This window comes from Aquabacterium sp. OR-4, from assembly GCF_025290835.2.
Lineage (GTDB): Bacteria > Pseudomonadota > Gammaproteobacteria > Burkholderiales > Burkholderiaceae_C > Pseudaquabacterium.
This window is the reverse complement of sequence record NZ_JAOCQD020000001.1, coordinates 1,856,092-1,877,775: the sequence shown is the minus strand read 5'-3', so window position 1 is coordinate 1,877,775 and position 21,684 is coordinate 1,856,092. Positions and strand designations below refer to the sequence as shown.

Sequence of the window (21,684 nt, the reverse complement as noted above, 5' to 3'; positions counted from 1 at the left end):
CTCTGGAGCACAAGATGAGCGTACCAACCAAGGGTTTGGCCAAGGTCTCGCGCCGCGGCTTCGTGCAGGGCTCGGCGGCCATGAGCGGCGGCATGCTGGTGGGCTTCACACTGCCCGGCGCCATGCTGGGCGGCGCGGCGCAGGCCGCGGCCATGGTGCACACGCCCAATGCCTGGGTGCACATCGCCGATGACAACACCATCACGCTGATGTCGGCGCGCGCCGAGATGGGGCAGGGCGTCTACACCTCGATGCCGATGCTGATCGCCGAGGAGCTGAACGTCGATGTGCACCAGGTCAAGGTGGCCTTTGCGCCGCCCGGCAAGGTGTACGGCAATGCGCTGATCTTCGGCCTGCAGCTCACCGGCGGCAGCACCTCGGTGCGCGAAGGCTGGCAGAAGCTGCGCCTGGCCGGCGCCCAGGTGCGCGAGATGCTGGTGGCCGCCGCGGCGCAGAAGTGGGGCGTTGACGCGGCCACGCTGAAGGCCGAGAACGCCATGGTGCTCGGGCCCAAGGGCCGCAAGGCCAGCTACGGCCAGCTGGCCGAGGCGGCGTCGCGCCTGCCGGTGCCCGAGAACGTGGCCATCAAGGACGCCAGCCAGTTCCGCGTGGTCGGCAAAGCCCTCACCCGGCTCGACACGCCGGCCAAGGTCAGTGGCAGCGCCCGCTTCGGCATCGACGTCAAGCTGCCCGGCATGGTGTACGCCACGCTGGCCCAGTGCCCCGTGCAGGGCGGCAAGCTCAAGAGCTTTGATGCCAGCCAGGCCAGGCGCCTGCCCGGCGTGATCGACGTGGTGCAGATCCCTGATGGCGTGGCCGTGGTGGCCGACAGCTACTGGCGCGCCGTGAAGGCCCGCGAGACGCTGCAGCTGAGCTGGGACGACGGCCCGAACGCCCAGCTCGACACCGCGGCGATGGTGGCCGGCACCCGCGCCGCGCTGGACAGCGGCACACCGATCCCGCTGAAGAAGGTGGGCGACGCGGCCGGTGTGATCGCCGCGGCCGCCAAGGTGGTGCGCGCCGAGTACCTGACGCACAACGTTGCGCATGCGCCGATGGAGCCGATGAACTTCACCGCGCACTTCCAGGGCGACCGCATCCGCCTGATCGGGCCCACGCAATGGCCCGACAACGCCCAGGGCACGGTGGCCAAGGTGCTGGGCATCAAGCCCGAGAACGTGGCGGTGGAGAACACCTTCCTGGGCGGCGCCTTCGGCCGGCGCATCGACATCGACTACATCCTGCAGGCCGCGCTGATCAGCAAGGCGGTGAACCGGCCGGTCAAGCTGGTGTGGAGCCGTGAGGACGACATGCAGCACGACTACTACCGCCCGCTGGCCGTGCACCGCCTGGCGGCCGCGGTGGGCGCCGATGGCAAGCCCACCGCGCAGACCTGGCGCGTGGCCTCGCAGTCGATCACCGGCCGCGTGTTCGGCCTGCCCCCTGAGGCCCCGGACGCCCTGATGACTGAGGCCGCGGTGGCGCTGTACGAGGTGCCGGCGGTGCAGCACGATGTGGTCAAGCACGATGCCGGCCTGCGCGTGGGCTACTGGCGCGCGGTCAGCCACAACATGAACGCCTTCGCCAACGAGAGCTTCATCGACGAGCTGGCCGCCGCCGCCGGCCAGGACCCGGTGGCCTACCGGCTGGCCCTGCTCGAGGCCCATCCGCGCGCGGTGGCCGTGCTCAAGGCCGCGGCCGCCAAGGGCGGCTGGGGCCAGCCGGCGCCGGCCGGCCGTGCCCGTGGCGTGGCGGTGATGGAGGGCTACGACAGCCATGTGGCGCAGGTCGTCGAGATCTCGATGAAAGACGGCGCGCCGTGGGTGCACAAGGTCAGCGTGGTGGCCGACGTGGGCCAGATGGTCAACCCCGACACGGTGCTGGCGCAGATCCAGTCGAGCGTGGTGTTCGGCCTGTCGGCCGTGCTGTGGGGCGAGATCACGGTCGACAAGGGCCGCGTGCAGCAGTTCAACTTCGACAGCTTCCGCGTGATGCGCAACCACGAGGCGCCGCAGATCGACGTCACCCTGCTCAGCAGCCCGGCCAAGCCCGGCGGCATTGGCGAGCCGGTCACCGCGCTGCAGGCGCCATCGGTGGCCAATGCCATCGCGGCGCTCACCGGCAAGCGGGTGCGGCGCACGCCGTTTCTGCCGCAGTACCTGGCGCAGGCCTGAGAGGGTGTCCCCGAAATGAGAGGCTGAGGCCGACCGCGCAGCCGGCGGCAGGGGCGGGCGCTCGGCCGGGCCGCGTGCTTCAGCCTTGACCGGCGCCCCGCGGGGCGCCTTCTTCATGGGCCCTGCGCTGCCACAATCGCCGCATGCCCGAATGGACCGTGCCGGCGCTGCTGGCGCTCAACCTGCTGCTGCTGGTGCTGTTGCTGCTGCGCCGCCAGCCCCCCGATGCCGGCCTGCAGGCGCAGTTGCAGCGGCTGGACAGCTGGCAGAACCAGCAGCCCGCGCAGCAGCAGGCCCTGCGCACCGAGCTGGCCGACCACAGCCGCCAGCTGCGCCAGGAACTGGGCACCACGCTGGCCTTGCAGCAGCAGACCCTGCTGGCCCAAAGCGGCGATGTGGCGCGCACCCAGAACGAGCAGATCGACGCCTTCCGCGGCCAGCTGGCGGCCTTTGGCGCCACGCTGGCTGAGCAGCTGCGCGCACTCGGCGAGGCCAACGAGCGCCGGCTGAGCGAGGTGCGCCAGACCGTCGGCCTCAACCTGGCCGAGGTGCGCGGCACGGTCGACCAGCGCCTGGCCGCGCTGCACGAGGGCAACGAGCGCAAGCTCGAGCAGATGCGCGCCACGGTCGACGAGAAGCTGCACGCCACCCTCGAGCTGCGCCTGGGCCAGAGCTTCCAGCAGGTGAGCCAGCGGCTCGAGCAGGTGCACCAGGGCCTGGGCGAGATGCGCACGCTGGCGCGCGATGTGGGCTCGCTCAACCGCGTGCTGGGCAATGTGAAGACCCGCGGCATCGTCGGCGAGGTGCAGCTGGCCGGCCTGCTGGAGCAGGTGTTCACGCCCGAGCAGTACGCGGCCAATGTCGAGACCGTGCCGGGCAGCGGCGCACGCGTGGAGTTCGCCATCCGCCTGCCGGGCCGCGGTGGCGCCGACGGGCAGGGCAGCGCGCCGCTGTGGCTGCCTATCGATGCCAAGTTTCCGCGCGAGGACCACGAGCGCCTGCTCGACGCCCAGGACCGCGCCGACGCGCCGGCGGTGGAGGCCGCGGCGCGCGCCATCGAGGCGCGGCTCAAGCTCGAGGCGCGCAGCATCCGCGAAAAGTACGTGGCCGCACCGCACACCACCGACTTCGCCATCCTCTTCGTGCCCACCGAGGGCCTGTACGCCGAGGCCCTGCGCCGGCCGGGCCTGGTGCAGGCGCTGCAGAGCGAGCACCGCATCACGCTGGCCGGGCCGACCACGCTGCTGGCCATGCTCAACAGCCTGCAGATGGGCTTTCGCACGCTGGCGCTCGAGCGTCGCAGCGCCGAGGTGTGGGCGGTGCTGGGCGCGGTGAAGACCGAGTTCGGCAAGTTCGGCGAGGTGCTGGCCAAGACCCGCAAGAAGCTCGACGAGGCCAGCCAGACCATCGACGCCGCCGCCGTGCGCACCCGGGCCATGGCACGCAAGCTCGAGCGCGTGGAGGCCCTGCCCGAGCACGACGCCCAGCGCCTGTTGGCGACCGAAGCGACCGAAGCGGCCGAAGCGGCAGCCTCCCCGGCGCCTGACGCGCCACCGGCGGACGACCGCGCGGCCGACAGCGCCCTGGCCCAGGCCGGCGCGGCCCGACCCGCCGCGCGCGGGGAGCCGGCTTGAGCACCACGCCGCGAACACCGCCCACGCCGCCCACGCCGGCCACACCGGCCACACCGGCCACACCGGCCACACCGCCCACGCCGGCCACACCGCCCACGCCGCGTGCAACGGGCCAGCGGCCGGGTGAGCGCATGCCCTCGTTCTGGGTGCTGATCGGGGCCCTGATCGGCCTGCACGCCAGCATGGCCGCCGGCCGGGTGGCGGCCAGCCTGTACCTGCTCCAGCACGGTCATCCCGAGTGGATGGTGGGCGTGTTGCTGAGCCTGTACGCGGTGGCACCGATCGGCCTGAGCCTGTGGGCCGGCCGCCTGGCCGACCGCCATGGCCTGCACCGGCCGATGGGCGTGGCCGTGCTGATGGCCCTGCTGGGCGCCGGCGTGATGCTGGCCAGCCAGCACCTGGCGGCGCTGGCGCTCGGCGCGCTGCTCACCGGCGGCGCCCTCAGCGTGGGCGCGGTCGGCATCCAGCGCGAGGCCGGCCAGCTGGCCGACGCGCCGGCCCAGCTCAAGCGCGTGTTCGCCTGGGTGGCGCTGGGGCCGGCCTTGAGCAATGCCTTGTCGCCGGTGCTGGCCGGGTTGCTGATCGACCACGTGGGCTACCGCGCTGCGTTTGGTTTTGCGCTGGCCATGCCGGCGCTGGCCTGGGCCCTCACGCTGCGCCTGCCGCGGCGCAGCGCGGCCCATGCCGAGGCGGCGCGGCAGGCCGCCCGCGACCGGCGGCCCGATGCCTGGGGCCTGCTGCGCCTGCCGGCGCTGCGCAGCCTGCTGCTGCTCAACGTGGTGCTGGCCGCCTGCTGGGACGCGCACATGTTTGCGGTGCCGGTGGTGGGCCACGCACGCGGGCTCAGCGCCAGCGGCATCGGCTTGGTGCTGGGCGCCTTTGCCGCGGCGGCCACGGTGGTGCGGCTGGCCATCTCGGCCTTTGGCGCGCGGCTGGAAGAGCGCGCGATGCTGCGCGCGGCCATGGTGCTGGCCACCGCGGTGCTGGCGGCCTACGCCTGGCTGCCGGGTGCAGCGGGCATGGCCACCGGCTCGGCCCTGCTGGGCCTGGCGCTGGGCGCGGTGCAGCCCACCATCCTGGCCCTGCTGCACCAGGTGACGCCGCGTGAGCGCCATGGCGAGGCGCTGGGCGTGCGCATGCTGTGCACCAACGCGGCCACGCTGAGCATGCCGGCCGGTTTTGGCCTGCTGGCCGGCGCCACCGCGGCGGCAGCGCCGATGTGGCTGATGGCCGCCTTGCTGCTGCTGAGCTTTCCAACGCTGCAGCGCCTGTCGGCGGGCCTGCCCGCCGAGCACGGCTTGACGGATGCCGGCCCCGACCCCGACCCCGGCGATGGCAGCCCAGGCGCTGCCGGCAAACCCTAGAAGCGGATGTTGGGCGTCGGGCCGGGGTTCTCGGCCGGCGGAGGTGGCGGTGGCGTTGGCGCGGCGGCCGGTGCTGCCGGCTCGGCCCCCCGCGGTGCCAGCGGGCTGGCGGCGGCCCAGCGCCAGCTGGGCGGCAGCGCCGAGCTGGCCGGGTAGCCGGCCAGGTCGAGCGTGGACAGCCAGTCGCTCTCGAGCCAGCCGCGCAGCACCTGGCTGCCGATGCGCACGCTGGGCACGGTGAGCGCGCCGCTGAGCTGCTGCAGTGCCTGCTGGTCGGCGTCACTGACCACGCTGCGCTCGCTGTAGGGCACGCCGCGCCGCTGCAGCATCTGGCGCGCGCTGTCGCAGGGCGCGCAGTCGGCGGCGGTGATCAGCGTGACCGGAAAACGCGCCACCGGCTGGCGCAGCGCCTGCGGCAGGCTGGCCAGATTGGCCGGCGCGCCATCGGTCGCGCTGACCGCGCCGCTTTGGCGGATGCTCAGCACCCGGTTGCCCGCGGCGGTGGGCGGCCGGTCGGTGTAGGTCACGCGGCCATCGGGGCCGATCACCTTGTACTGGGCCAGGGCTGGCCAGGCCGCCGTGGCGGCCAGGGCCACAAGCAGGGCGGCGCGCAGCGCTGGGCGGTGCATCATCGCCGGCCCCGGCGTCACGCCATGCCCTGGTGGCGCAGCAGGGCGTCGATGCTCGGCTCGCGGCCGCGGAAGGCCTTGAAGCTGGCCATCGCCGGGCGGGCGCCGCCGGCCTCGAGCACCTCGCGGCGGAAGCGCCGGCCGACCTCGGGGTTGAACACGCCGGCCTCCTCGAAGGCGGCATAGGCGTCGGCCGACAGCACCTCGGCCCACTTGTAGCTGTAGTAGCCGGCCGAGTAGCCCCCGGCAAAGATGTGGCTGAAGCTGTGCTGGAAGCGGTTGAAGGGCGGCGGCGGCAGCACCGCCACCTCGGCGCGCACCTCGTCCATGATGGCCTGCACGCGGCCCGGTGCGTCGGCCTCGGTGTGGATGCGCATGTCGAACAGCGAGAACTCGATCTGGCGCAGCGTCTGCAGCCCACTCTGGAAGTTCTTGGCCGCCAGCATCTTGTCGAACAGCGCGCGCGGCAGCGGCTCGCCGGTGTCGGCATGGGCGGTCAGGCGCGAGATCACCTCCCACTCCCAGCAGAAGTTCTCCATGAACTGGCTGGGCAGCTCGACCGCATCCCACTCGACGCCGGAGATGCCGGCCACCGACAGCTCGTCCACCTGGGTGAGCAGGTGGTGCAGGCCGTGGCCGAACTCGTGGAACAGCGTGATCACGTCGTCGTGGCTCAGCGTGGCCGGCTTGTCGGCCATCGGCGCACCGAAGTTGCACACCAGGTGAGCGACCGGCGTCTGCACCGCGCCCGCGGCGCCGGCCCCTGCACCGGCGGGTGCAACGGCGGGTGCACTGGCGGCTGCACTGGCGGCTGCATCCGGGCGGGCCCAGCGGCTGCGCTCGCCGTCCATCCAGGCACCGGGGCGCTTGCCGGTGCGCGCGTACGGGTCGAGGTAGAAGCGGCCCACCAGCTGCGGCGCGCTGTCACCGGCGGCTGGGTTGCGGCGCTCGATGCGGTAGAAGCGCACGCCCTCGTGCCACACCGGCGCCGGCTCGGGCTGGATATGGACCTCGAACAGCGTCTCGATGATGTGGAACAGGCCCTCCATCACCTTGGGCTCGGTGAAGTACTGCTTCACCGCCTGCTCGCTGAAGGCGTAGCGCGCTTCCTTGAGCTTCTCGCTCACATAGCTCAGGTCCCAGGGCTGCAGATCGGCCAGTCCCAGTTGCTCGGCGGCAAAGCCGCGCAGCTCGGCCAGGTCGCGCTCGGCATGCGGGCGCGCACGGCGGGCCAGGTCTTGCAGAAACTGGCGCACCTGGGCCGGCGACTCGGCCATCTTGGGCACCAGCGACAGCGAGGCGTAGTCGGGCTGGCCCAGCAGCGCCGCTTCTTCCGCGCGCAGGCGCAGCAGCTCGTCCATCACCGGCCCGTTGTCGCGCTCGGCGGGGCCGAACTCGCTGGCGCGGGTGACATAGGCGCGGTACAGCGTCTCGCGCAGCGCGCGGTCGTCGGCGTACTGCATCACCGGCAGATACACCGGCATGTGCAGCGTGAGCTTGTGCTGGCCGGCGCCGGCTTCGCCTGCGGCCTCAGCGGTTTGCTGCTGCACGTCGGCCGGCACGCCGGCCAGGCGGGCCGTGGGCACCAGCAGGCTGAAACCGTCGGTGGCATCGAGCACATGCTCGGAGAAGGCCTGGCCCAGCTCGGCCAGCCGCTCCTGGATGGCGGCGAAGCGCGCCTTGGCCTCGCCCTGCAGCTCGGCGCCCGAGAGCACGAAGTCGCGCAGCGCATGGGCCAGGGCCTGGCGGCGCGCCGGGCTCAGGCTTGCGGCGCCGGGGCCGTTGGCAATGGCCTTGTAGCGGGCGTACAGGCGTTCATCAGCGCCCAGCCGGGTGTGGAACTCGGTCACACGCCCCAGGTTGGCGTTGTAGGCCTCGCGCAGCTCGGGCGTGTTGGCCACCGCGTTGAGGTGGCCCACCAGGCCCCAGGCGCGCGACAGGCGCTCGAGCGGCACATCGAGCAAGGCCGACAGGCGGTCGTAGTCGGTGGGGCCGTCGGCGGCCACGGCGCGCTCGAGCGCGGCCTCGGCGTCGCGCAGCAGCTCGTCGAGCGCCGGGCTCACATGCTCGGGTCGAAACTCGGTGTAGGCGGGCAGGTCGGCGGGGCTGAGCAGCGGATTGGTCATGGCAGCAGGTTCAGTGCAACAGCAAGATGATGGGGCCGGTGGCGTGCGGGTCAAGGGCCGAACAGGCGCCAAACAGGTGCCAAACGCGGCTTGAACCCGTGCCGATCATGGGGCGGATCGGCCCACCGTGCAGCAAGTTCCGGGCGCAGCCGGTGCTGGCGGCGGTGTCAGGCCTGCGCCGCGGCCACGCGCTCGGCCGATTCGAGCGTGTTGACCAGCAGCATGGTGATGGTCATCGGGCCCACGCCGCCGGGCACCGGCGTGATCCAGCCGGCCACCGGGCTGACGCCGGCAAAGTCGACATCGCCGCAGAGCTTGCCTTCGTCGTTGCGGTTCATGCCCACGTCGATGACGATGGCGCCGGGCTTCACCATCTCGGCGGTGAGCGTGTTGCGCCGGCCCACCGCGGCCACCACCACATCGGCCTGGCGGGTGTGCACGGCCAGGTCGGGCGTGGCGCTGTGGCAGACGGTCACCGTGGCGTTGGCCTGCAGCAGCAGCAGGGCCATCGGCTTGCCCACCGTGTTGCTGCGGCCGATGACCACCGCATGCTTGCCGCGCAGATCGACGCCGGTGCTTTCGATCAGCTTCATGCAGCCGTAGGGCGTGCAGGCGCGAAAGCCCGGCAGGCCGCTGGCCAGGCTGCCGGCGGAGTGGATCGAGAAGCCGTCGACATCCTTCTCGTCGGCGATGGTCTCGATCACGCGCTGCGGGTTGATGTGCCGGGGCAGCGGCATCTGCACCAGGATGCCGTGGATGGCGGGGTCGGCGTTCAGCGCCTCGATGCGCGCCAGCAGCTCGGCTTCGGGCAGGCTGGCGTCGTACTTCTCGAGCACCGAGTGCAGGCCGCTCTCGGCGCAGGCCTTGACCTTGTTGCGCACGTACACGGCCGAGGCCGGGTCTTCACCCACCAGGATCACGGCCAGGCCGGGCTTCACGCCACGGGCAGTGAGGGCGGTGGCGCGGGCGGCCACTTCGGCGCGGATTTGTTGCGACAGCGCGGTGCCGCTGATCAGTTGGGCGGTGGTCATGACAGCCCCTCGTCCGACGAGTACGTCGGCCAGCCCTGCAGGCCGCGCCGGGCCTCGTGGCCCAGCCCTTCGCCCGGCGCAGCCCCCGTGGGGATGGCGGGCCGGCCTGGGAGCGGCCCGGCGCTCGGCCCGCTCGCGTCTAAGTGCAGTGGATTCATCGCGAGGTCTCCAAAAAGCACCAAGGCCGCTGGGAGCAGCGGCCTTGTCGAAAAAAGGTGAGAACGGGCGTGCCGGGCTCAGGCCTTGGCGGCGGCCGCCGAGTTGGCGCCGAGCGCGATCTTCAGCAGATCGGCCACGGTGTTGGCGTTGAGCTTTTCCATGATGTTGGCGCGGTGCGCCTCCACCGTCTTGATGCTGATGCCCAGGTCGTCGGCGATCTGCTTGTTCAGGCGGCCGGCCACGATGCGCTCGAGCACCTGGGCCTCGCGCGTGGTCAGGCGGCTGAGCAGGGCGTCGCGGCTGGCCTGCTCTTGGTGGTGGGTGAAGGCGCTGCGCGCCTGGTCGAGCATGCGCTCCACCAGGCCGAGCAGGTCGTCTTCCTTGAAGGGCTTTTCGATGAAGTCCATCGCGCCCTTCTTCATGGTGGTGACGGCCATCGGCACGTCGCCATGGCCGGTGATGAACACCACCGGCAGCGGGCTCTTGCGCTCGAGCAGTCGATCCTGCAGCTCGAGGCCGCTCATGCCGTCCATGCGGATGTCGGCGATCAGGCAGGCCACTTCACGCGGGTCGAAGCGCGAGAGGAAGCTCTCCGCCGAATCGAAGCACTTGACGCGGTAGTCCTTGCCCTCGAGCAACCATTGCAGCGAGTCGCGCACGGCCTCGTCATCATCGACGACATAGACGGTGCCCTTCTTGGGAATCAGGCTCATGAGGATGTCTTGGCAGCAGTGCTCGAACCGGCGTCGGGCGCCGTGCCATCGGAGGATGGCGCCAGCGGTGTCTCCTCGATCCGCGCGGTGGTTTCGACGGGCAGGGTGAAGGCGAACCGGCACCCCGAGACGTTCGGCCCATTGTAGAGGTTCTGTGCCTTGATCCGGCCGCGGTGCGACTCGATGATCGAGCGGCACAGGCTCAGGCCGATGCCCATGCCTTCGGCCTTGGTCGAGAAGAAGGCCTCGTACAGCCGGGCGATCACTTCCTCGGGCAGGCCGGGGCCCATGTCGGTGACGGCAAACTCGATCACGCCGCCCTCGTCGGGCGTATGGCGCGGCACCACGCGCAGCTCGATGTGGCGGCGCGCGGCAGGCAGGCTGGCGCTGTCGATGGCCTCGGCGGCGTTTTTCAGCAAGTTCAGCAGCACCTGCTCGATCAGGATCGGGTCGCACTTGAGCACCGGCAGGCGCTGCGCCACGTAGTGGTGGATCTGCACGTTGCGCCGGCGCATCTCGATCGAGGCCAGCTCGACCGCGTCCTCGACGATGTCCTTGGCATGGGCGGGCACGCGCTGCGGCTCGCTCTTTTTCACGAAGGCGCGGATGCGGTGGATGATCTGGCCGGCGCGCTCGGCCTGGCGCGCGGTCTTTTGCAGCGCGGCGATCAGGCCTTCGTTGTCGATCGAGCTGGACTTCACGCGCGAGACCATGCCGTTGCAGTAGTTGTTGATCGCGGTGAGCGGCTGGTTCAGCTCGTGGGCCACGCTGCTGGCCATCTCGCCCATGGTGATCAGGCGGCTCGACACCTGGGCCTTCTCGGCTTGCTGGGCGGCCAGCTCCTCGGCGCGGCGGCGCGCGGTGACGTCGGTGGCGATCAGCATCTGCGCCAGGCGGCCGTCGGTCCATTGCAGGTAACGGCTGCGCACATCGAACCACTTGTCCAGCGCCGGGGCGTAGATCTCGCGCGGGTCGGTGCCCAGGCCGGCCAGCTCTTGCGCGGGCAGGCCGCTGTAGCCGTCCACGTCCTCCAGCTCGGCCTGCGGCGGCTGGTTGGCCGAGCCGCTGGCCAGCAGGCCGTGGCCACGCGCATCGGCGCCAAACCACAGCCGGTAGCTGCGGTTGGCAAACAGCAGTTCGCCCTGCTGCACGCTGAGCACCGACACCGCCGCCTCCAGGCCTTCGAGCACCGTGGTGAAGCGTTCGTGGCTGGCCGAGAGCTGGTCGCGGATGCGCTTGGCTTCGGTGATGTTGGTCATGCTGGTCATCCAGCCGGTCTGGTGGCCACGGGCATCCACCAGCGGCGAGACGTACATGCGCGCGTCGAACAGCGAGCCGTTCTTGCGCGCCACCTTGACCTCGATGCCGCCGGCCGGGCTGCGGCCCTGCAATTGCTGCTGCAGCAGGCGGTGGTTCTCGTCCACGCGGTCGTGCGGCCAGTAGGGGTAGGGCGGCAGGCGGCCGATCAGCTCGGCCTCGGTGAAGCCGGTCATCGCGCAGAAGGCGGGGTTGACGTAGGTGACGCGGCCTTCGCGGTCGATGGCGCGCATGCCGGTGAGCATGGAGTTCTCCATCGCCCGGCGGAAGTTGGTTTCCTGCACCAGCGCGTCCTGGATCTGGCCGCGGCGGCGCATGTGGCGCCAGGTGCCCAGCAGCATCCACACGGTCAGGATGGACAGCGCCACCACCAGCCAGAACAGCGCGTTGCCGATCAGGCCCACCGAGGTGCGGTAGCCAGTGGCGCGCAGCAGCAGGCCGTTGGCGGCCGGCGCCAGCGGCACCTCGTGCACGATGGACGCGCGCTGCTGCGCGCGGCCGGGCATCGGTGTCACGGTGCTGGCCAGCACGGCGTGGTGCTCGTCGATCACCGCCACCGCGTGCCGGCGCGTCACCTCGCTGGGCACGAAGTGGCGCATCAGCACGTCGATGGAGTAGTCGGCCACCAGCGCGCCGGCAAAGTGGCCGCGCGCCAGCATCGGCACATGCACCTGGAACACCAGGGTGCCGTTGCGATCCTTGAAGGGGCGCGAGTACATCGGCTGGCGCAGGTCGCGCGCGGCGATGAAGGCCCAGTCGCTCTCGCTGCGCAGTGCCTCGCGCAGCTCGGCGCCGGGCGGGCGGGCGCCGGCGCGGGGCGCGCCGTCGTCGCGCTCGCCGGCGCTCTCGAAGCGTGCGCGCGGGCGCTGGTCGGCGCCCAGCCAGGACAGGCGGGTGATCTCGGGCCGGTCGCTGCTCAGGCTGCCGGCCTGCTGGCTGAACTCGGCCGGGTCGAGCTCGCGCGTGGCGAACTCGCGCGCCAGCCGCACCAGCTGCTCCTGGTCTTCGATCAGGCGCAGGCGGATCTGCTGCTGGGCGATCTCGGCATCGCGCTTGACGGTTTCGGTCTCGCGCTCGATTTCCTCGTTGCGCAGGTACCAGAAGGCCGAAATGATGGCCGCCAGGAACAGCAGCACCGAGGCCAGCGGCGCCAGCGTGGCCAGGCGGTCCTGCCGGGCCGGTGATTGGCGGCGCCACCAGCGGCCCAGCGGGCGGCGGGCCAGGGTGCCCAGACCATGGGCGCCGGAGTCTTGGGAAGGGGCGGACATGGCGGTGATTATCCCGGCGCCCGCCCGCGGCACCGGGCGTGCCGGGGCCGCCAGCGCCGGCGCACGGGCCTGGCAGGCCGTGCCGCTCTCCAGGTGAATTGCATAATACGAAACGCATTCACGCCATTTGGAAATCAACCGAAGTTGTGCCACACTGCGCGCCGTTCGCGCCGAACCACACGCAAATAGGAGACAAGCGATGTCCGCCCAGCCCGACAAGAACTCTGCCGCCGCCCTCGACACCGACGCTCAGGAAACCCGCGAGTGGCTGGACGCGCTGACCGCGGTGATCAATGCCGAAGGCCCTGACCGCGCCCACTACCTGCTGGAGCAGCTGCTTGAAGAAGCGCGCCAGCACGGCGCCGACATGCCGTTCTCGGCCAACACCGGCTACGTCAACACCATCGAGCCCGATCAGGAAGAGCGTTGCCCCGGCAACATCGAAATCGAGGAGCGCCTGCGCGCCTACATGCGCTGGAACGCCATGGCCATGGTGGTCAAGGCCAATCGCCACAACCCGCCCGATGGCGGCGACCTGGGCGGCCACATCGGCTCGTTTGCGTCGCTGGCGCACATGTTCGGTGCCGGCTTCAACCACTTCTGGCATGCCGAGAGCAAGGACCACGGCGGCGACTGCATCTACATCCAGGGCCATGTGGCGCCCGGCGTGTATGCCCGCGCCTACCTGGAAGGCCGGCTGACCGAGGAGCAGCTGCTGCACTTCCGGCAAGAGGTGGACGGCAAGGGCCTGTCGAGCTACCCGCATCCCAAGCTGATGCCCGAGTTCTGGCAGTTCCCCACGGTGAGCATGGGCCTGGGCCCGCTGATGGCCATCTACCAGGCGCGCTTTCTCAAGTACCTGCATGCGCGCGGCATTGCCGACACCGCCAACCGCAAGGTCTGGGTGTTCTGCGGCGACGGCGAGATGGACGAGGTGGAGAGCCTGGGTGCCATCGGCCTGGCGGCGCGCGAGAAGCTCGACAACCTGGTGTTCGTCATCAACTGCAACCTGCAGCGCCTGGACGGCCCGGTGCGCGGCAACGGCAAGATCATCCAGGAGCTGGAGAGCGAGTTCCGCGGCGCGGGCTGGAACGTGCTGAAGCTGATCTGGGGCAGCGACTGGGACCCGCTGCTGGCGCGCGACAAGGACGGTGCGCTGCGCAAGGTGATGATGGAGACGCTGGACGGCGACTACCAGGCCTTCAAGGCCAATGATGGCGCCTTCGTGCGCAAGCACTTCTTCGGCCGCGACCCCAAGACGCTGGAGATGGTGGCCAAGATGAGCGACGCCGACATCTGGGCGCTGCGCCGCGGCGGCCATGATCCGCAGAAGGTGTACGCCGCCTATGCGGCCGCGGTCAAGCACCAGGGCCAGCCCACGGTGCTGCTGATCAAGACCGTCAAGGGCTTCGGCATGGGCAAGGTGGGCGAGGGCAAGAACACCGTGCACCAGACCAAGAAGCTCACCGACGACGACATCCGCGCCTTCCGCGACCGCTTCAACATCCCCATTCCCGACAGCGAGCTGCCCAAGCTGCCGTTCTACAAGCCGGCCGACGACACGCCCGAGATGCGCTACCTGCACGAGCGCCGCCAGGCGCTCGGCGGTTACCTGCCGCACCGCCGCACCAAGGCCGAAGAGCACTTCACCGTGCCCTCGCTCGAAACCTTCAAGGCCGTGCTCGAGCCCACCGCCGAAGGCCGCGAGATCAGCACCACCCAGGCCTACGTGCGCTTTCTCACCCAGCTGCTGCGTGACCAGGCGCTGGGCCCGCGCGTGGTGCCCATCCTGGTGGACGAGGCGCGCACCTTCGGCATGGAAGGCCTGTTCCGCCAGGTCGGCATCTACAACCCCGCAGGTCAGCAGTACACCCCGGTCGACAAGGACCAGGTGATGTACTACCGCGAGGACAAGGCCGGCCAGATCCTGCAGGAAGGCATCAACGAAGCCGGCGGCATGGCCAGCTGGATTGCCGCAGCCACCAGCTACAGCACCAGCAACCGCATCATGGTGCCGTTCTACGTGTACTACTCGATGTTCGGCTTCCAGCGCATCGGCGACCTGGCCTGGGCGGCGGGCGACATGCAGGCGCGCGGCTTCCTGCTGGGCGGCACCAGCGGCCGCACCACGCTCAACGGCGAAGGCCTGCAGCATGAAGATGGCCACAGCCACATCCTGGCCGGCACCATTCCCAACTGCGTGAGCTACGACCCGACCTTCGCGCACGAGGTGGCGGTGATCATGCAGCACGGCCTCAAGCGCATGGTGGAGAAGCAGGAGAACGTCTTCTACTACCTCACGCTGCTCAACGAGAACTACCCGATGCCCGGCCTGGTGGCCGGCACCGAGGAGCAGATCATCAAGGGCATGTACCTGCTGCAGGACGCGCCCACCGTGGCCGGCCAGCCGGCGGTGAACCTGCTGGGCTCGGGCACCATCCTGCGCGAGAGCATGGCCGCCAAGCAGCTGCTGGCCACCGACTGGGGCGTGGCCGCCAAGGTGTGGAGCTGCCCCAGCTTCAACGAGCTGGCCCGCGACGGTGCCGATGCCGAGCGCCACAACCTGCTGCACCCCACCGACGCGCCGCGCCTGCCCTTCATCGCCCGCCAACTGGCCGGCCACGCCGGCCCGGTGGTGGCCAGCACCGACTACATGCGCAGCTATGCCGAGCAGGTGCGCGCCTACCTGCCCAAGGGCACGGGCTTCAAGGTGCTGGGCACCGACGGCTTCGGCCGCAGCGACTTCCGCAGCAAGCTGCGCGAGCACTTCGAGGTCAACCGCCACTACATCGTGGTGGCCGCGCTGAAGGCCCTGGCCGACGACGGCGTGCTGCCGCTGGCCAAGGTGGCCGAGGCGATCCAGAAGTACGGCATCAAGGCCGACAAGATCAACCCGCTGTACGCCTGATCACAGCCACCAGACCTCGGAGACAAGCACTATGGCAATCGTGGAAGTCAAGGTCCCGGACATCGGCGACTTCAAGGACGTGGCGGTGATCGAACTGCTGGTCAAGCCCGGTGACACCGTGGCGGTGGACCAGAGCCTGATCACCGTGGAGAGCGACAAGGCCTCGATGGAGATTCCGTCCAGCCATGCCGGCGTGGTGAAGGAGCTCAGGGTGGCCATCGGCGACACCGTGAACCAGGGCACGTTGCTGCTGATGCTGGAGGCGGCCGGCGGCGCCGCTGCGGCGCCCGCACCCGCACCGGCCCCGGCCCCGGCCGTGGCAGCCCCGGTGGCGGCGGTGGCCGCCGCTGCGGCGCCGGCGCCGGCCGCGGCCGCCCCCGCCGCATCGGGCGGCGTGGTCGAGGTGCTGGTGCCCGACATCGGCGACTTCGACGAAGTGGCGGTGATCGAGGTGATGGTCAAGCCGGGCGACACCATCAAGCTCGAGCAGAGCCTGATCACGGTCGAGTCCGACAAGGCCTCGATGGAGATCCCCAGCAGCCACGCCGGCGTGCTGAAGGCGCTGCGCGTGACGCTGGGCGACAAGGTTCGCAAGGGCTCGCTGGTGGCCCTGGTGGAAGTGGCCGGCGTTGCCGCCGCCCCCGCCGCCCCCGCCACCCCCGCCGCGGCGGCGCCGGTGGCTGCGGCCGCGGCCGCTCCGGCGGCCAGCCCGGCCGCCGCACCCCCGGCCAGCGTGGCAGCCCCGGCTGCGGCGGTGGCGGCTGTGCCGGCGCACCAGCCTGGCGGCGCCCCCACCGGCCAGCTGCCGCATGCCTCGCCGACGATCCGCCGGCTGGCACGTGAGCTGGGTGTGCCGCTGGCCGAGGTGGCCGGCAGCGGACCCAAGGGCCGCATCACGCAGGGCGACGTGCAGGGCTTCGTCAAGAACGTGATGGCCGGCGCGGTGATGACCGCGGCGCAAAAGGCCAAGGCCCCGGCGCCCGCCGCTGCGGCCGGCGGCGAGGGCGCGTTCCCGGGCCTGCTGCCCTGGCCCAAGGTCGACTTTGCCAAGTTCGGCCCGGTCGAGCGCAAGGACCTGTCGCGCATCAAGAAGATCAGCGGCGCCAACCTGCACCGCAACTGGGTGGTGATTCCGCATGTCACCAACCACGACGATGCCGACATCACCGATCTCGAAGCCTTCCGCGTTCAATTGAACAAGGAGAACGAGAAGAGCGGCGTCAAGGTCACGATGCTGGCCTTCATGATCAAGGCCGCCGTGGCCGCGCTGAAGAAGTTCCCCGAGTTCAATGCCAGCCTGGACGGCGACGGCAGCCTGGTGCTGAAGAACTACTTCCACATCGGCTTTGCCGCCGACACACCCAACGGCCTGGTGGTGCCGGTGATCAAGGATGCCGACAAGAAGGGCATCTTCCAGATCAGCACCGAGATGGGCGAGCTGGCCAAGAAGGCGCGCGACGGCAAGCTGGGCCCGGCCGACATGAGCGGCGGCTGCTTCAGCATCAGCAGCCTGGGCGGCATTGGCGGGCGCTACTTCACGCCCATCATCAATGCGCCCGAGGTGGCCATCATGGGCGTGTGCAAGAGCGCCATCGAGCCCAAGTGGGACGGCAAGCAGTTCGCGCCGCGCCTGATGCTGCCGCTGAGCCTGAGCTGGGACCACCGCGTGATCGACGGTGCCGCGGCAGCGCGCTTCAACGTCTACTTCGCCTCGCTGCTGGCCGACTTCCGCCGCATCGCGCTGTAAGGCCGGCGCGAGATGACCACCATCTGTGTGGCCCGCAAGGGCGGCCAGGTGGCCATCGCGGCCGACGCGCTGGTCACCTTTGGCGACACGCGCCTGGCCCATGGCTACGAGGCCAACGACAAGCTGTTTCGCATCGGCGACTCGTGGATCGGCATGGCCGGCACCACCGCGCACTTTCCCGTGCTGCGGCGGGCGCTGGGCACGCTGCCGGCCGACGAGCTCAAGCTGCACTCGCGCGACGAGGTGTTCGACACCTTCCTGAAGCTGCACCCCAAGCTGAAGGAGCACTTCTTCCTGAACACCAAGGAAGACGATGCCGACCCCTACGAGAGCAGCCAGTTCACGATCCTGATCGCCAATGCGCGCGGCATCTTCGGCGTCTACTCGTACCGCGAGGTGTTCGAGTTCGACCGCTTCTGGGCCATCGGCTCGGGCCGGGCGTTTGCGCTGGGGGCCATGCAGGCCAGCTTCGAACGGGTGCGCTCGGCGCGTGAACTGGTGGAGACCGGCGTGCGCGCCGGCTGTGAATTCGACAAGAACTCGGCGGGTCCGGTGCGGACCCACACGCTGAAACTGAAAGGCTGACAACACCATGGCCCTCATTGACGTGACCGTGCCGGACATCGGCGACTTCAAGGACGTGGCGGTGATCGAGATCCTGGTCAAGCCGGGCGACACCGTGCGCGCCGAGCAAAGCCTCGTCACCGTGGAAAGCGACAAGGCCTCGATGGAGATCCCCTGCAGCCACGCCGGCGTGGTGCAGGCGCTCAAGATCAAGATGGGCGACACGGTGAACCAGGGCTCGGTGCTGCTGAGCCTTGAGGTGGCCGAAGGCGCCGCTGCGGCGCCGGCCCCGGCTGCTGCACCTGCTGCTGTACCTGCACCCGCCCCGGCACCGGTGGCCGCTGCGCCGGCGCCGGCCGCCACGCCCGCGCCGCAGGCCGCCAGCTACACCGGCAGTGCCGATCTGGAGTGCGATCTGCTGGTGCTGGGCGCCGGCCCCGGCGGCTACTCGGCCGCCTTCCGCGCGGCCGACCTGGGCCTCAAGACCGTGCTGGTCGAGCGTTTTCCCACGCTGGGCGGCGTGTGCCTGAACGTGGGCTGCATCCCCAGCAAGGCGCTGCTGCACGTGGCCGCGGTGATGGACGAGGTCAGGCACTTCGCCGACCTGGGCGTCGAATTCGCCGATCCCAAGGTGGATCTCGGCAAGCTGCTGGCGCACAAGAACAAGGTGGTGGGCAAGCTCACCGGCGGCCTGGCGGCCATGGCCAAGATGCGCAAGGTGACGGTGGTGCAGGGCAACGGCACCTTCGCCGATCCGCACCACCTGAGTGTGCAGGTGGGCGAGGGCGCCGAGGCCAAGACCCAGACCATCCGCTTCAAGAGCGCCATCATCGCCGCCGGCTCCGAGGCCGTGAAGCTGCCCTTCCTGCCCGACGATCCGCGCATCGTCACCAGCACCGGCGCGCTGCAGCTGCGCCAGCAGCCCCAGCGCATGCTGGTCATCGGCGGCGGCATCATCGGCCTGGAGATGGGCACGGTGTACTCCACGCTGGGCGCCAGGCTGGATGTGGTGGAAATGCTCGACGGCCTGATGCAGGGCGCCGACCGTGATCTGGTCAAGGTGTGGCAGAAGATGAACGCCGACCGCTTCGACAAGATCATGCTGAAGACCAAGACCGTGGGCGCCAGCGCCGGGCCCGAGGGCATCACGGTGCAGTTCGAGGGCCTGGACGGCAGCAAGAGCGAGGCCACCTACGACCTGGTGCTGCAGGCCGTGGGCCGCACGCCCAACGGCAGGAAGCTGGGCGCCGAGAAGGCCGGCGTGGTGGTGGGCGAGCGCGGCTTCATCCCGGTGGATGCGCAGATGCGCACCAACGTGCCGCACATCTACGCCATTGGCGACATCGTCGGCCAGCCGATGCTGGCGCACAAGGCGGTGCACGAGGCGCATGTGGCCGCCGAAGTGGCCGCTGGTAACAGCAAGGCCCAGTTCGACGCCCGCGTGATTCCCAGCGTGGCCTACACCGACCCCGAGGTGGCCTGGGTGGGCCTGACCGAGGATGAAGCCAAGGCCAAGGGCATCAAGGTCAAGAAGGGCCTGTTCCCGTGGACGGCCTCGGGCCGCGCCATTGCCAACGGCCGCGACGAAGGCTTCACCAAGCTGCTGTTCGACGACTCGCCCGAGGCCCATGGCCACGGCCGCATCCTGGGCGGCGGCATCGTCGGCACGCATGCCGGCGACATGGTCGGCGAGATCGCGCTGGCCATCGAGATGGGCGCCGACGCGGTGGACATCGGCAAGACCATCCACCCGCACCCCACGCTGGGCGAAAGCATCGGCATGGCCGCCGAGGTGGCCCACGGCAGCTGCACCGACCTGCCGCCGCAGCGGCGCTGAGCCGCGGCAGCCGGCGCTCTGCCGGGCGCCGCGCCGAGCGGCGGCAAAGTCCCAGCGTTCAAGTTGGCGCCGGGCGGGACGAAAACCTGACAGAGCCTGTCCGGCCCCGGCACCCTTGCCCGGGCGGGCGGAGCATGGCCCCACTGTCGCCCGCCCTCGGATGCTGTCTGCCGATTCACCTCCACTGCCGCTGCTGCCCGCCTGGTCCGAAGCCCGGTCTGGCGGCCGCATGCCGGCCTGGGCCCAGCGCCATCGCCGGCTGCTGATGGCGCTGGCGGTGCCGCTGCTGGCCGCCCTGCTGCTGGCCGCCGCACTGGGTGGGCTGGTGCAGCGCGAGGTCACCCGCCAGCACGCTGCGGCCACCGCGGCACTCGCCGAGGCATTGGCGCGTGCGCCGGGCACGCTGCCGCACCGGCTGGAACAGATGCCTGCCTGGGCCCTGGCCGCCGGCTGGGCGCAGGCCGAGGTGCGCGACGGCGCGGGCCGCTTGCTTGGCCGCGGCCGGCACGATGCCGGCGCCCAGGCGCTGCCCGCCTGGTTCATGGCCGCGCTGCGCCTGCCGGCCGAACCGGCCCCGCGCGGCCTGCAGGTCGACGGCCGGGTTCTGCTGGTCCAGGCCTGGACCGATCCCTCGCACCTGCTGGGCCTGCTGTGGCAAACCCTGCAGGTGCTGCTGCTGGCCGTACCCGCGGCCATGCTGGCGGTGGCCACGCTGTTTGCCCGCCAGCGTGCGCGCCTGCGCAGCGCGGTGGCCGACACCCTGGCCCAGACCGAGCGCCTGGGCGATGCCGGCTACCGGCCGGTGCGGCACCCGGCGCTGCCCGAGCTGGCACCGCTGGCCGATGGCCTGGATCGCCTGCACGAACGCCTGGGCGCGCTGTTTGCGCTGCAGGCCACCCAGCTCGAGGCGTTGCGCCTGCAGGCCCATCACGATCTGCTGACCGGCCTGGCCAACCGCCGCCACTTCACCGCCGCGCTCGACGCCCTGCTGCACGGCGAAAACGCGCCGCCGCGGGTGACCCTGGTGCTGCTGCGCCTGGCCGATCTGGCCGGCATGAACCAGCGCCTGGGCCGGCGCTCGGCCGACCGCGTGCTGCAGGCCGTGGCCCAGGTGCTGCAGAACTACCCGCAGCGCGTGGCCCACTGCCTGATCGGCCGCCTGGACGGTGGCGACTTCGCGCTGCTGCTGCCCACCGGCGGCGTGGCCGGCGACACCCTGCAGGCCCTGCGCCGCGCGGTGTCGGCCGGCCTGGTGGTGGTGGACCCCGCCGCGCGCGTGGTGGCCACCGCGGTGGAGGTGCTGGCCAGCCACACCGCCGAGGCGGGCCTGGCCCAGGCCGAGGCCGCACTGCGCCGCGCCGAGGCCGAAGCCGCCTGCCCGCCAGTGGTGGACGCCGAGGCCGCGGCCGAGCTGGGCTCGGGCGCCGCCAGCGAGCTGCTGGCCGCCGACGACGAATCCACCGGCTGGCACCGCCGCCTGATGCGCGCGCTGTCGCAGGGGCGGGTGCGCCTGGGCGAGTTTGCGGTGTGCACACCCGACGGCCGCACGCTGATGCTCGACAGCCCGCTGCGGGTGCAGCTGGTGGCCGGCGGCGCCTACGAGCCGGCCGCGCGCTGGCTGGCCCAGGCGGTGCGCAGCCAGCTCAGCACCGCCATCGACGAACGCGCGCTGATGCTGGCCCTGGCCGCGATTGCCCGCGATGGCCAGGCCCGCTGCATCAACATGGCGGCCGCCTCGCTGGCCTCGGGCGTGTTTGTCGAGGCCGCCACGCGGCGTCTGGCGGCCGCCCCCGAGGCCGCCTGCCGGCTGTGGGTGGACTTGCCCGAATCACTGGCGCTGGACGCACCGCAGCGCCTGCGCGAGCTGTCGCGCCGCTGGCGCCCGCTGGGCGTGATGCTGGGCCTGGAGCATGCCGGTGCCGCCTTGTCGGCCGGGCAGGGCCTGCCCGATCTGGGCCTGGACTGCGTGCGCATCGACGCCCGCTATGTCAACGGCATTGCCGGCGCCGAGGCCGCCGATGCACGGCGCTACCTGCATGGCCTGGTGCAACTGGTGCAGGGCGTGGGCCTGAGCGTCACCGCCGAGGGCGTGCGTGCGGCCGAAGACCTGGACGTGCTGTGGTCGCTGGGTTTCGACGCCGCCACCGGGCCGGCGGTGACCCCGCTGCCCGCCGCGACCCTGGCCTGAGCCAGGCCGAGTGGCGGGTGGCCCT

General features: G+C 71.1%; 13 protein-coding genes. 8 read left to right on the top strand and 5 right to left on the bottom strand.

What is annotated here, in order from left to right:
- Nucleotides 1-14 precede the first annotated feature (14 nt).
- From N4G63_RS08165 to N4G63_RS08155, 3 genes are all read left to right on the top strand, one after another.
- The gene (locus N4G63_RS08165; RefSeq protein WP_260787833.1) at nt 15-2,174 is read left to right on the top strand and encodes a xanthine dehydrogenase family protein molybdopterin-binding subunit; all 2,160 of its coding nucleotides are present in this window, start codon (nt 15-17) and stop codon (nt 2,172-2,174) included.
- 143 nt (nt 2,175-2,317) lie between these two features.
- Complete coding sequence (locus tag N4G63_RS08160) at nt 2,318-3,808, top strand: DNA recombination protein RmuC (RefSeq protein ID WP_314599570.1); 1,491 nt, start codon at nt 2,318-2,320, stop codon at nt 3,806-3,808.
- Nucleotides 3,805-5,172 carry an MFS transporter gene (locus N4G63_RS08155; protein WP_260787831.1) on the top strand — a complete coding sequence of 456 codons (1,368 nt, stop codon included), beginning with the start codon at nt 3,805-3,807 and terminating at the stop codon, nt 5,170-5,172. The genes N4G63_RS08160 and N4G63_RS08155 overlap by 4 nt, the downstream gene beginning before the upstream one ends.
- On the opposite strand, the gene N4G63_RS08150 is transcribed toward N4G63_RS08155, so the two are convergent.
- The 5 genes from N4G63_RS08150 to N4G63_RS08130 form a co-directional block, all read right to left on the bottom strand.
- On the bottom strand, nt 5,169-5,804 hold the full coding sequence (locus tag N4G63_RS08150; protein ID WP_260787830.1) for a glutaredoxin family protein: 636 nt from the start codon (nt 5,802-5,804) through the stop codon (nt 5,169-5,171). The genes N4G63_RS08155 and N4G63_RS08150 overlap by 4 nt on opposite strands.
- Before the next feature lie 14 nt (nt 5,805-5,818).
- Nucleotides 5,819-7,927 carry a M3 family metallopeptidase gene (locus N4G63_RS08145; protein WP_260787829.1) on the bottom strand — a complete coding sequence of 703 codons (2,109 nt, stop codon included), beginning with the start codon at nt 7,925-7,927 and terminating at the stop codon, nt 5,819-5,821.
- 167 nt (nt 7,928-8,094) lie between these two features.
- Nucleotides 8,095-8,958: a bifunctional methylenetetrahydrofolate dehydrogenase/methenyltetrahydrofolate cyclohydrolase FolD gene (folD, locus tag N4G63_RS08140; protein ID WP_260787828.1), complete on the bottom strand. Its 864-nt coding sequence runs from the start codon at nt 8,956-8,958 to the stop codon at nt 8,095-8,097.
- A gap of 236 nt (nt 8,959-9,194) precedes the next feature.
- Nucleotides 9,195-9,830, bottom strand: a complete 636-nt coding sequence (locus N4G63_RS08135; RefSeq protein ID WP_260787827.1) for a response regulator transcription factor — start codon at nt 9,828-9,830, stop codon at nt 9,195-9,197.
- The gene (locus tag N4G63_RS08130) at nt 9,827-12,415 is read right to left on the bottom strand and encodes a PAS domain-containing sensor histidine kinase (RefSeq protein ID WP_314599569.1); all 2,589 of its coding nucleotides are present in this window, start codon (nt 12,413-12,415) and stop codon (nt 9,827-9,829) included. The genes N4G63_RS08135 and N4G63_RS08130 overlap by 4 nt, the downstream gene beginning before the upstream one ends.
- A gap of 199 nt (nt 12,416-12,614) precedes the next feature.
- On the opposite strand from N4G63_RS08130, the gene aceE reads away from it, so the two are divergent.
- The 5 genes from aceE to N4G63_RS08105 all read left to right on the top strand — a co-directional run bounded on the left by aceE (nt 12,615) and on the right by N4G63_RS08105 (nt 21,659).
- Nucleotides 12,615-15,323 (top strand): pyruvate dehydrogenase (acetyl-transferring), homodimeric type, encoded by a 2,709-nt coding sequence (gene aceE / locus N4G63_RS08125; protein ID WP_260787826.1) that lies wholly within the window; start codon nt 12,615-12,617, stop codon nt 15,321-15,323.
- A gap of 31 nt (nt 15,324-15,354) precedes the next feature.
- Entirely contained in the window at nt 15,355-17,070 is a 1,716-nt protein-coding gene (gene aceF, locus N4G63_RS08120) for a dihydrolipoyllysine-residue acetyltransferase (RefSeq protein ID WP_314599568.1), read from the top strand.
- A gap of 12 nt (nt 17,071-17,082) precedes the next feature.
- Nucleotides 17,083-17,655, top strand: a complete 573-nt coding sequence (locus N4G63_RS08115; RefSeq protein ID WP_260787824.1) for an Ntn hydrolase family protein — start codon at nt 17,083-17,085, stop codon at nt 17,653-17,655.
- 7 nt (nt 17,656-17,662) lie between these two features.
- Entirely contained in the window at nt 17,663-19,471 is a 1,809-nt protein-coding gene (gene lpdA, locus N4G63_RS08110) for a dihydrolipoyl dehydrogenase (RefSeq protein WP_260787823.1), read from the top strand.
- Nucleotides 19,472-19,631: 160 nt separating this feature from the next.
- On the top strand, nt 19,632-21,659 hold the full coding sequence (locus N4G63_RS08105) for an EAL domain-containing protein (protein WP_314599567.1): 2,028 nt from the start codon (nt 19,632-19,634) through the stop codon (nt 21,657-21,659).
- The last annotated feature ends 25 nt before the right edge of the window (nt 21,660-21,684 follow it).

Bases quoted from the DNA above. Each gene is read 5' to 3' on its own strand.
- N4G63_RS08165 (WP_260787833.1), top strand. From the start codon at position 15: ATGAGCGTACCAACCAAGGGTTTGGCCAAGGTCTCGCGCCGCGGCTTC.
- N4G63_RS08160 (WP_314599570.1), top strand. From the start codon at position 2,318: ATGCCCGAATGGACCGTGCCGGCGCTGCTGGCGCTCAACCTGCTGCTG.
- N4G63_RS08150 (WP_260787830.1), bottom strand. From the start codon at position 5,804: ATGATGCACCGCCCAGCGCTGCGCGCCGCCCTGCTTGTGGCCCTGGCC.
- N4G63_RS08145 (WP_260787829.1), bottom strand. From the start codon at position 7,927: ATGACCAATCCGCTGCTCAGCCCCGCCGACCTGCCCGCCTACACCGAG.
- folD (WP_260787828.1), bottom strand. From the start codon at position 8,958: ATGACCACCGCCCAACTGATCAGCGGCACCGCGCTGTCGCAACAAATC.
- N4G63_RS08135 (WP_260787827.1), bottom strand. From the start codon at position 9,830: ATGAGCCTGATTCCCAAGAAGGGCACCGTCTATGTCGTCGATGATGAC.
- N4G63_RS08130 (WP_314599569.1), bottom strand. From the start codon at position 12,415: ATGTCCGCCCCTTCCCAAGACTCCGGCGCCCATGGTCTGGGCACCCTG.
- aceE (WP_260787826.1), top strand. From the start codon at position 12,615: ATGTCCGCCCAGCCCGACAAGAACTCTGCCGCCGCCCTCGACACCGAC.
- aceF (WP_314599568.1), top strand. From the start codon at position 15,355: ATGGCAATCGTGGAAGTCAAGGTCCCGGACATCGGCGACTTCAAGGAC.
- N4G63_RS08115 (WP_260787824.1), top strand. From the start codon at position 17,083: ATGACCACCATCTGTGTGGCCCGCAAGGGCGGCCAGGTGGCCATCGCG.
- lpdA (WP_260787823.1), top strand. From the start codon at position 17,663: ATGGCCCTCATTGACGTGACCGTGCCGGACATCGGCGACTTCAAGGAC.
- N4G63_RS08105 (WP_314599567.1), top strand. From the start codon at position 19,632: ATGCTGTCTGCCGATTCACCTCCACTGCCGCTGCTGCCCGCCTGGTCC.